7 protein-coding genes and 1 pseudogene are annotated in these 10068 nt (G+C 72.5%); 5 read left to right on the top strand and 3 right to left on the bottom strand.

Annotation, left to right across the window (positions count from 1 at the left end; translation table 11 throughout):
• Both NBZ85_RS21350 and NBZ85_RS21345 read right to left on the bottom strand, forming a co-directional pair.
• A pseudogene (locus NBZ85_RS21350) lies at window positions 1–407 on the bottom strand (hypothetical protein); the annotation flags it as partial.
• The gene (locus NBZ85_RS21345; RefSeq protein ID WP_261555971.1) at window positions 404–928 is read right to left on the bottom strand and encodes an Asp23/Gls24 family envelope stress response protein; all 525 of its coding nucleotides are present in this window, start codon (window positions 926–928) and stop codon (window positions 404–406) included. The pseudogene NBZ85_RS21350 and the gene NBZ85_RS21345, both read right to left, overlap by 4 nt.
• A 513-nt stretch (window positions 929–1441) precedes the next feature.
• On the opposite strand from NBZ85_RS21345, the gene NBZ85_RS21340 reads away from it, so the two are divergent.
• Together NBZ85_RS21340 and NBZ85_RS21335 are read left to right on the top strand one after the other, a co-directional pair.
• Window positions 1442–2503: a 4-(cytidine 5'-diphospho)-2-C-methyl-D-erythritol kinase gene (locus tag NBZ85_RS21340; RefSeq protein WP_261555975.1), complete on the top strand. Its 1062-nt coding sequence runs from the start codon at window positions 1442–1444 to the stop codon at window positions 2501–2503.
• The gene (locus NBZ85_RS21335; protein ID WP_261562477.1) at window positions 2500–4344 is read left to right on the top strand and encodes an ABC-F family ATP-binding cassette domain-containing protein; all 1845 of its coding nucleotides are present in this window, start codon (window positions 2500–2502) and stop codon (window positions 4342–4344) included. Before NBZ85_RS21340 ends, NBZ85_RS21335 begins: the two co-directional genes overlap by 4 nt.
• Window positions 4345–4396: 52 nt before the next feature.
• Here NBZ85_RS21335 and NBZ85_RS21330 read toward each other — a convergent pair whose 3' ends face one another.
• Window positions 4397–5440: an acyl-CoA desaturase gene (locus NBZ85_RS21330; RefSeq protein ID WP_261555983.1), complete on the bottom strand. Its 1044-nt coding sequence runs from the start codon at window positions 5438–5440 to the stop codon at window positions 4397–4399.
• An 856-nt stretch (window positions 5441–6296) separates the two neighbouring features.
• On the opposite strand from NBZ85_RS21330, the gene glmU reads away from it, so the two are divergent.
• From glmU to NBZ85_RS21315, 3 genes are all read left to right on the top strand, one after another.
• Complete coding sequence (gene glmU, locus NBZ85_RS21325) at window positions 6297–7880, top strand: bifunctional UDP-N-acetylglucosamine diphosphorylase/glucosamine-1-phosphate N-acetyltransferase GlmU (RefSeq protein WP_261562476.1); 1584 nt, start codon at window positions 6297–6299, stop codon at window positions 7878–7880.
• Between the two features lie 79 nt (window positions 7881–7959).
• Window positions 7960–8934 (top strand): ribose-phosphate diphosphokinase, encoded by a 975-nt coding sequence (locus NBZ85_RS21320; RefSeq protein ID WP_136446593.1) that lies wholly within the window; start codon window positions 7960–7962, stop codon window positions 8932–8934.
• A gap of 101 nt (window positions 8935–9035) precedes the next feature.
• The gene (locus tag NBZ85_RS21315) at window positions 9036–10061 is read left to right on the top strand and encodes a tryptophan--tRNA ligase (RefSeq protein ID WP_261562475.1); all 1026 of its coding nucleotides are present in this window, start codon (window positions 9036–9038) and stop codon (window positions 10059–10061) included.
• Window positions 10062–10068 lie beyond the last annotated feature (7 nt).

Raw genomic sequence — 10068 nt, 5'->3', positions numbered from 1 at the left:
GTGGTCATCCGCGATCTTGACCCTCCGGCCGGGGCCGGCCCGTCCGGAGGGTCAAGATCGCGGATGACCACGTCTACCCGGGGGCAGTCGGGGGCGGCGCAGAGCACCGCGGCCCGGATCCGGCCGGCGAGATCGGCCAGCGGCTCGCCGTAGCGGCAGTCGACCTGCACGACAATCCGGTCGTCGCGCACGCGCACCCCCGCTACCCGGCGGCGGGGCAGGTACGTCGCCACCTCGGCCACCGGGCCCCGATCCCCCGCGCCGACTCGCGCGGGGATGGACAGGAGCCCGGGCGTGGGAGTCGCGACGAGCCGGGCCACCCCGGGACAGGCGGTGACGGCCGCTGCCACCCGATCGGGGTCCCAGCGGAACCAGGCGGTGGCCTCGCCCGTCCCGACCAGGCTCACTCGACCCGCCGGCTGTCTTCCTGGCCTTCGTCGCCGATGTACACGTCGTCGACCGCGACGTTGACCTCGGTGACCTCCAAACCGGTCATCCCCTCCACGGAGCTGACGACGTTGCGCCGGATCGACTGCGACAGGTCCACGATGGAGACGCCGTAGTCGCAGACAACGTCCAGATCGATGGCGGCCTGGCGCTGGCCGACCTCGACCGCGACGCCCTGCGAGACGCTCGCCGACGCGCCGGGGATGCGAGCCTTCACCGAGCCGATCGCCCGGGCGCCGCCGGTGCCCAGCTCGTGGACACCGGCGATCTCCCGAGCCGCCACCCCGGCGATCTTGCGGACCACGGCGTCCGCGATCGACGTGCGGCCCTGTTCGCTGAGGAGCTCCGTGGAGTGCTTCCGGTCCGGCACGGCGGCCCGGCCGGCGCCACCGGCGCCGGTCGCCGACGGATCCGTCCGGACGGCGCTGTTCGAGGTGCCGGATCCGGTCGTCGTGGTTCCGGAACCCGAGATCGTGGTCATGGTGCTCCCTTTCGTCGGTACGGCGTCCCTTGGGCGGGCCATGGTCGCGGCGCACCACCCGGTGTCGGGCTGGCCGCCCGCTGAGGTCGGGTCCGACCGGGTCACCGCGGGTCAGCTCGGACGCGGCAGCGAGGCACATGCAGGCCGGACATCATGGGAAGCCGGGAAAGGTGTGAAGGGCCAGGTCCAACCGGGCGAAGCAGTGCTCCGGCGCACGGGCGGGCCCGCCCCGACAGGGTCACCCACGCCGCGAGCCGCCCGATTTCACCAGCCAGGCATCCCGTCCTCCCATGTACCCCCGCGGGTGGACGGTCATACGCTCCGAACCCGCGGATAGGTTGGATCCGGCCGGTCACCCCGCCCATATGGGCGGGGCCGCCCGCACCAGCGGGGGTCGCCCGCCTCAGCGGGGCCGCCCGCACGAGTGAACCTGAGTGAGTCCGAGCGAAGGAGCATCCGCTGCCTCGATCCCACCCGGGTCCGCGCCATGGCGCGGGAGCCGGCACCGTTGCCGTGACCGTCCGGGCCCCGGCCAAGGTGAACCTGCACCTCGGTGTCGGTCCGCTGCGGCCGGACGGCTACCACGATGTGATCACAGTGCTCCAGGCCGTCTCGCTGTTCGACGACCTCACCGCCACCTCGCTCACCGCCACCTCGCCCGGCGCCACCTCGCCCGGCGCCGAGGCGCTCGGGGGACCGCCGGCGGCGACCCCCGACGAGGCGGGCGACGAGGGGATCGTGGTGACCGTTGAGGTCTCCGGTGAGGGCGCGGACCCGACCGCGCAGGGCCCGGCCACGACCACCCCCGATGTGTCGATCGTCCCGACCGGCCGGGACAACATCGCCGTGCGCGCGGCGCACCTGGTGGCCGAGGCCGCGGGTATCACCTCGGAGCGGGTGCACCTGACTCTGGCCAAGGGCATCCCGGTCGCCGCGGGCATGGCCGGCGGCAGCGCGGACGCGGCGGCGGCGCTCGTCGCCTTCGACGCGCTGTGGCAGACCGGCCTCGACCGGGCCGCCCTCGCCGGCCTCGCCGCCCGGCTCGGCAGCGACGTCCCGTTCCCGCTGGCCGGCGGCACGGCTCTGGGCACCGGCCGGGGCGAGCAGCTCACCGACGTCCTGGCCACCGGCGAGTACCACTGGGTGTTCGCCCTCGCCGACGGCGGCCTGTCCACCCCGGCCGTCTACGCCGAGTTCGACCGGCTGTCCGAAGGCCGGCTTCACGCCGGTCCCACCCCCGCCGACGACGTGCTGGCCGCGCTGCGCACCGGTGACCCCGTCCAACTCGGGGCCGCCCTCGTCAACGACCTCCAGCCGGCGGCGCTGCGGTTGCGGCCGGCGCTGCGCCGGGTCCTGGAGACCGGCCGTGAGCTCGGCGCCGTCGGGGCCATCGTGAGCGGGTCCGGGCCGACCTGTGCCTTCCTCGCCGCCGGGGCGGCCGAGAGCGTCGAGCTCGCCGCGAGCCTGGCCGGCATGGGGGTCGCGCGGGCCGTGCGCCGTGCCGGCGGCCCGGCCGCCGGCACCCGGGTGCTGGAAGGTCCGGACTCCGCGGACGGGTCAGGCGGCGGGCCGTGAGCCCCGTCCTGGTCAGCCTGGAGAACGTCGACGCCGCCTTCGGCACCCGCGCCCTGCTTGATCAGGTGAGTCTGGGCATCGGCACCGGCGAGCGGATCGGTGTGGTCGGGCGCAACGGCGCCGGCAAGTCCACCCTGCTACGGATCATCTCGGGCGAGGCGGAGCCCGACGCGGGGCGGGCCGTGCACGCGAGTTCAACCCGGGTCGGCTCGCTGGCCCAGGCGGACGTGCTGCCCGCCGATCGGACGGTCCGCGAGGTCGTCGTCGGCACCGGCGCGGAGCACGAGTGGGCCGCGGATCCGCGGCGCCGCGGCGTACTTGCCGGCCTCGGGCTGCTGGACCGCCTCGACGACCTGCTCGGCCCGATGTCGGGCGGCGAGCGTCGGCGGGTGGCGCTGGCCCGGCTCCTGGTCCAGGACCTCGACCTGCTGATCCTCGACGAGCCGACGAACCACCTCGACGTCGAGGGGGTCGCCTGGCTCGCCGGCCACCTCGCCGGCTGGCGCGGCGGCCTGCTGGTGGCCACCCACGATCGCTGGTTCCTCGACGAGGTGTGCGGCCGGGTCTGGGAGGTCGTCGACGGGCGTGTCGACGCCTACGAGGGCGGCTACTCCGCCTACGTCCTCGCCCGCGCCGAGCGGACCAGACGGGCGGACGCGACGGAGGCCCGTCGGCAGAACCTGCTGCGCAAGGAGCTTGCCTGGCTACGCCGTGGGCCCCCCGCCCGGACCAGCAAGCCGCGGTTCCGCATCGACGCCGCCAACGACCTGATCGCCGACGAGCCGCCGCCCCGCGACACGATGGCGCTTCGCAGCTTCGCAGCCTCCCGGCTCGGCAAGGACGTCTACGACGCGGAGAACCTCACCATCCGGGTCGGGGACCGCACCCTGTTCGACGGCATCACCTGGCTGCTCGGCCCGGGGGACCGGATCGGGCTGGTCGGCGTCAACGGCGCGGGCAAGACGACGCTGCTGCGCGCCCTGCTCGGCGACGTCGTCCCGGACGGTGGCCGGGTGAAGGTCGGGGCGAGCGTCCGCCCGGCGTTGCTGTCCCAGGAGGTCGCCGAGCTCCCGGCGTCGCTGCGCGCGCTGGAGGCCGTCGAGCAGATCGGCCGGGTGCTGGAGGTCGAGCGGGGCCGGGAACGCAGCGCCGGGCAGCTACTGGAGCAGTTCGGCCTGCCGTCGTCACGGCAGTGGACCCGGGTCGGTGACCTCTCCGGTGGCGAACGGCGCCGACTGCAACTCCTGCGCCTGCTGATGGCCCGCCCGAACGTGCTACTCCTGGACGAGCCGACGAACGATCTCGACACGGACACGCTCACCGCGCTGGAGGATCTGCTCGACTCCTGGCCCGGCACCCTGGTCGTGGTCAGCCACGACCGGTATTTCCTCGAGCGCACCTGCGACGTGACGATGGCTCTGCTCGGCGACGGCCATCTGCGGATGCTGCCCGGCGGCATCGAGGAGTACCTGGCCCGCCGCGCCGCCGCCGGATCCGAGGCCGCCGCGGCCGCCACCGCCGCGTCCACCGCCACGGCAAGGTCCGCCACGGCAAGGTCCGCCACCGCAGGGTCCGCCACGGCACCGGCGCCGGCAGGCGCGACGACCGGGCCAACCCGGTCCGGCAGCGAGCTGCGGGCCGCCCGCAAGGAGCTGACCCGACTCGAACGCGCCCTTGACCGGCTGACCCGCCGGGAGCAGGAACTCCACCACTCCCTCGCCGAGGCGGCGACGGAGCACGAGCGTCTGCTGGCCCTGGACGCCGAGCTGCGCGCCGTCGTCGCCGACAAGGACGACACAGAGGAAGCCTGGCTGACACTCGCCGCCGAGCTCGAGGGCTGAGCCGGGTTGCTCCAGGGCTGAGCCGGATTGAGGGCTGAGCCGGAGTCGAGGCTCAGACGGGGGCGTCCGCGGTGGCGTCGGCCGTGACGCGCTTGGCGGCGAGGCGGGCCGGGTCGGGCCAGCGGACGTCCCAGACCAGGTGCAGCGTCTCCATCAGCTTGATGATGTAGAAGCTGGTGTCGATCTGCCAGGGGCGCACGCCGTGGCGGGCCGAGGTCGGCTCGGCATGGTGCAGGTTGTGCCAGGACTCGCCCATCGACAGCAGCGCCAGCGGCCAGACGTTGGTCGAACGGTCCCGCGACCGGTACGGCCGGGTGCCGAGCACGTGGCAGATGCTGTTCACCGACCAGGTGACGTGGTGCAGCATGGCGACCCGGACGAGGCCGGCCCAGAAGAATGCCTGCACGGCCGCCTCGAACGAGCCGCCCCAGAGGCCACCGATGATCGCCGGGGCGGCGAGGCTGACGAAGGCGCAGCCGGCGAACGAGCGGCTGACCTTCACGATGTCCGGGTCGTCGAGCAGGTCGGGGGCGAATCGGCGCTGGTCGGTCTGCTCGACGTCGAACAGCCAGCCGACGTGGGCGTGGTAGAGCCCCTTCATCATCGACCAGGCGCCGGGCCCGTAGCGCCACGGCGAGTGCGGGTCGCCCTCGGCGTCGCTGAAGGCGTGGTGACGACGGTGGTCGGCCACCCAGCGGATCACCGGGCCCTCGATCGCCATGTTGCCCGCGACAGCGAGCGCGATCCGCACCGGCCGGGACGTCTTGAATCCACGGTGGGTGAAGTAGCGGTGGAAGCCGACCGTCACCCCGTGCCCGGAGATGGCATAGAAGACCAGGGCAAGAACGACATCGCGCCAGGAAATCCACCGGCCCCACAGCGCGGGTATCGCGGCGACCACGGCGGCGAGCGGAACGACGATCGTCACCACCATGATGATCTGCTCGGCGCGGGCCTTCGTCATCGACCTGGGCGTGGTGGCATTGCCCCGGCTGTTGGCGGGATCGGCGCGGCCGGCCGCCTGCCCCGCAGTCGTTTCTCGGTCGTCACCCGGCGCCCGATTGTTGCTCGGTGACACCGTGTCGGTAGCGGTCATCGCCTCGTCCCGTCCATCGCGGCAGGTCCACTGCGCCGGCACTCCACCGGTCACGGTAGCCCGCCGATGTGACAACAGTCCCCATTGCCGACGTCCTTCACGCAAACGGGCCACACGTCACGGCGATCGGGCCGCCCGGCGACCAGCGCCGGCCGTCCATCCGCCGGCCGGAGCCCGCCCGAATGGCCTACGCCCAACGGGGGTACCCGCCACTCCCGGTTACCCACCTGGACCACCCCACCCGCGACCGGCGACCATGCCGGAGCCTGCCGGACCGGCCGGACCGGCCTCGGCGACCCTCGACGCCACCTCGGGCGAGGCGCGCCGAAGCCCGGCCGGCACGACGGCGGGAGGTGACCCCGCAATCATCCCCGGTGACCGATACACAGGGCTGCGCCGGGCTGGCGGGGACTGCGGCGTGGCCCGACCCGCGGGACAGTGGTCTGCAGCCCTACTTTTACCTTCCGAGCCACCCCACGATGGTAGAGTTGGCCTGTTTTCCTACGCGGTCCGCCGTAGTGTAATCGGCAGCACAGGAGATTTTGGTTCTCTTAGTCCACGTTCGAGTCGTGGCGGCGGAGCACTACCGGAGTACACCAGTAATACCATCACAAAGAATGGTCGGGAAGCACCGCCGCGCCGACCGGGCCACCGTCGCCCGCAATTCTCCGCGACGGGCCGGCGCGCTTCGGCGGGGATCGGTCATGTTGTTTCCCGCGGCCCGTCCCGTGTTCCCCCGAGATCGGCCCCCGGCGTGTTACCGGCCGCAGTAACCTCCCCCGAGCCGTCGAGTAGGCCGCGGTAGTGTGGTCCCCGTCGCCCCATCGTCGTGCAGGCCGAAGATTCGGGAGATCGCGTGACATCACCACGTCCGGCGGCCGTCATCATCCTGGCGGCGGGCGAGGGCCGGCGGATGCGCTCGACGACGCCGAAGGTCCTGCACCGCATCGCCGGGCGAACCCTGCTCGGGCACGTGCTGCACGCCGCCGCCACGCTGGCCGCGTCCCATACCGCCGTCGTCGTCGGCCATGGCCGGGAGCAGGTCGTGGCAATGCTCGCCGAGCAGGCCCCGGCGGTCGTCCCCGCCGTGCAGGACCGCCAGCACGGCACCGGCCACGCCGTGCGGATCGCCCTGGCCACGCTCGACGGGCTCGCCCCCGACGACACGGTGGTCGTGCTGCCCGGCGACGCCCCGCTGCTCACCGGGGAGACCCTGGCCGCCCTCGTCGACCATCACCATGCCCAGCGCGCCGCAGCGACCGTGCTGACCGCCGTCCTCGCCGACGCCACCGGCTACGGCCGGGTCGTGCGCGATGCCGCGGGCGGGGTCCGGGCGATCATCGAGCACCGCGACGCCGATGCGGCCACAGCCGCCATCCGGGAGATCAACACCGGTGTCTACGCCTTCCGGGCCGGCCCGCTCCAGGCCGCCCTGGCCCGCCTGACCAGGGAGAACGCCCAGGGTGAGGAGTACCTGACCGATGTCGTCGGGCTACTGGTCGGCGACGGCAGCCCGGTGGCGGCGCGGATTGTCGCCGACCCGGTCGAGGCCGGCGGGGTCAACGACCGGGTCCAGCTCGCCGCCGCCGGCCGGGCGCTGCGCGACCGGATCGTCTCCGCCGCGATGCGGGCCGGCACCACCGTCGTGGATCCGCACACCACCTGGATCGACGCGGACGTCACCCTGGAGCCGGACACGACGATCGCCCCCAACACCTTCCTGCACGGGCGCACCCACCTGGCCCGCGGCGCCGTCGTCGGCCCCGAGTGCACCCTCACGGACACGATCGTCGGCGCGGAGGCCAGCGTCGTGCGGACCACGGCAGAACAGGCCGAGATCGGTGCCGGCGCCACCGTCGGCCCCTACAGCCACCTGCGCCCCGGAACCCGGCTCGGCCGCGAGGGCAAGCTCGGATCCTTCGTCGAGACGAAGTCCGCCGAGTTCGGCGACCACACGAAGGTCCCCCATCTGGCCTACGTCGGCGACGCGGTCGTCGGCGAGCGGAGCAACATCGGCTGCACCACCGTGTTCGTGAACTACGACGGCGTCGCGAAGCACCGCACGGTCATCGGCTCGGACGTCCGCATCGGCAGCGACACGATGCTCATCGCCCCGGTCACCGTCGGGGACGGCGCCTACACGGGGGCCGGTTCCGTCATCCGGGAGGACGTGCCGCCGGGCGCGCTGGCCGTGCGCGAGGGGCGGCAGCGGATCATCGAAGGCTGGGTGGCACGGCGCCGGCCCGACAGCCCCGCCGCCCGAGCCGCGGCCGCCGCCGGCGCCCCGTCGATCCCCGAGGTCCCGGATGCCGCGGCGCCGATCGACCCCGTCGGAGCGGATGCGCACGGGGCTGGCACACACGGCCGGAGTGACTTGGCGCACACCCGGGGAGGCGAGGCCGGCATCGCTGGCGTTCCGGGTGCGGGAAGCAGAACGTAGAGGATGTCGGCCCCAACCTTCTGACCAGCGGGGGGATGCACCCCCAGCCTGATCATCCGTCACGTCCGAGGAGAACGCGGTGGCCTACCAGACCGAGAACCGGCGCAACCTGATGCTCTTCGCGGGGCGCTCGCACCCCGACCTCGCAGCGGAGGTGGCGGCCGAGCTCGACGTCGAGCCCGTGCCGACGAACGCCTACGAGTTCGCCAGCGGCGAGATCTTCGTCCGCTTCTCCGAATCGGTCCGCGGCTGCGACGCCTTCGTCCTGCAGTGCCATTCGGCCCCGGTGAACACCTGGCTGATGGAACAACTGATCATGGTGGATGCCCTGAAACGGGCGAGCGCCAAGCGGATCACCGTGGTCGCGCCGTTCTACCCGTACGCCCGCCAGGACAAGAAGCACCGTGGCCGCGAACCCATCTCCGCCCGGCTCGTCGCCGACCTGTTCAAGACCGCCGGTGCGCACCGGCTCATGTCCGTCGACCTGCACACCGCGCAGATCCAGGGGTTCTTCGACGGCCCGGTGGACCACCTGTTCGCGCTGCCGCTGCTCGCCGACTACATCGAGAACAAGCTGGACACCTCGGAGGTCACCGTCGTGGCCCCCGACTCGGGCCGGGTGCGGGTGGCCGAGCGCTGGACCGACCGGCTGGGCTGTCCCCTGGCCATCATCCACAAGCGGCGTGACCCGGACGTGCCCAACCAGGTGAAGATGTTCGACGTGGTCGGCGAGGTCCGCGGCCGCACCTGCGTCATCGTCGACGACATGATCGACACGGCCGGCACCATCACGAAGGCGGCGGAGTCACTCAAGGCGCACGGCGCGGCCCACGTCATCGCGGCGGCGACGCACGGGGTGCTGTCCGGGCCGGCGGCCGACCGGCTGAAGAACTCCGAGATCAGCGAGGTCGTCCTCACCAACACCCTGCCGCTGCCCAGCGAGGCGCGGATCGACAAGATCACCGAGCTGTCGATCGCCCCGCTGCTTGCCGCCGCGATCAAGGCAGTCTTCGAGGACGGCTCCGTGACCGGCCTGTTCGGCGGAGACGCCTGACAGCCGCGCGCCACGCGTCCGGAGCACGACCCGCCGACGATGCCGGCCCCCGGGGCGCCGGCGAGCCGGCGCCCCGGGTCGCCTCCGTAGACTGCGCAATCATGGCAGCGCAACAGCCGAAGGTCTCGCTGACCGGCATCAAGCCGACGGGCGAGCCGCATCTCGGGAACTACATCGGAGCGATCCGGCCCTCGCTGGAGCTCACCTCGACCTACGAGTCGATCTACTTCATTGCCGACTACCACGCCCTGACATCGATCCGCGACCGCGGGGAGTTGGCCGGCTACACCCGGTCGGTAGCGGCCACCTGGATCACGCTCGGTCTCGACCCGACGCGTACGGTCTTCTACCGTCAGTCCGACGTTCCCGAGATCTTCGAGCTTTCCTGGGTGCTGTCCTGCGTCACCGGCAAGGGCCTGATGAACCGGGCGCACGCCTACAAGGCCGCCCGCGACCGCAATGCCGAGGCCGGCGTGCCGGACCTGGACGCCGGAATCAACATGGGCCTGTTCAACTACCCGATTCTGATGGCCGTCGACATTCTCATCATGAACACCGACGTGGTGCCAGTCGGGCAGGACCAGTCGCAGCACGTCGAATACGCCGCCGACATCGCCGGCTCGTTCAACCATCTGTTCGGCGACGTGTTCAGCCTGAAGATTCCGGCGGGGATCTACCCGGCCGGCATCTCGGCGCGGGCACTGCCCGGGACCGACGGCCGCAAAATGAGCAAGTCCTACAAGAACACAATTCCCCTGTTCGCCCCGGAGAAGCAGCTGCGGAAGCTCATCCGCGGCATCGTGAGCGACAGCACACCGGTGGAGGCGCCGAAGGACCCGGACGCCTCGGCGGCCTTCGCCCTGTTTGAGAACTTCGCCACTCCCGAGGCGAGCAAGGAGATGCGGACCCGCCTGGAGCAGGGCGGCACCGGCTGGGGCGAGCTGAAGAACGCCCTGTACGAGACCGTCAACGCCTGGCTGTCACCGCTGCGCGAGCAGTACGAGGCGCTCGTCGCCCCCGGCAGCGAGCTCGACGCGATCCTCGCCGCCGGCGCCGAGCAGGCCCGCGACCGTGCCCGTCCCGTCCTCGAGGGCGTCCGCCACGCCGTCGGCATCGCCTCCCCCTGACCGGTCT

Origin of the sequence: Frankia tisae, assembly GCF_025403405.1 — a bacterium.
GTDB classification, from domain to species: Bacteria; Actinomycetota; Actinomycetes; order Frankiales; family Frankiaceae; genus Frankia; species Frankia tisai.
Note: the sequence above shows the minus strand (reverse complement) of the source record. Positions and strands in the feature narration are given on the sequence as shown.

Excerpts from the sequence above, each read along its gene's own strand:
- NBZ85_RS21345 (WP_261555971.1), bottom strand. The coding sequence starts at position 928 with ATGACCACGATCTCGGGTTCCGGAACCACGACGACCGGATCCGGCACC.
- NBZ85_RS21330 (WP_261555983.1), bottom strand. The coding sequence starts at position 5,440 with ATGACCGCTACCGACACGGTGTCACCGAGCAACAATCGGGCGCCGGGT.
- NBZ85_RS21315 (WP_261562475.1), top strand. The coding sequence starts at position 9,036 with ATGGCAGCGCAACAGCCGAAGGTCTCGCTGACCGGCATCAAGCCGACG.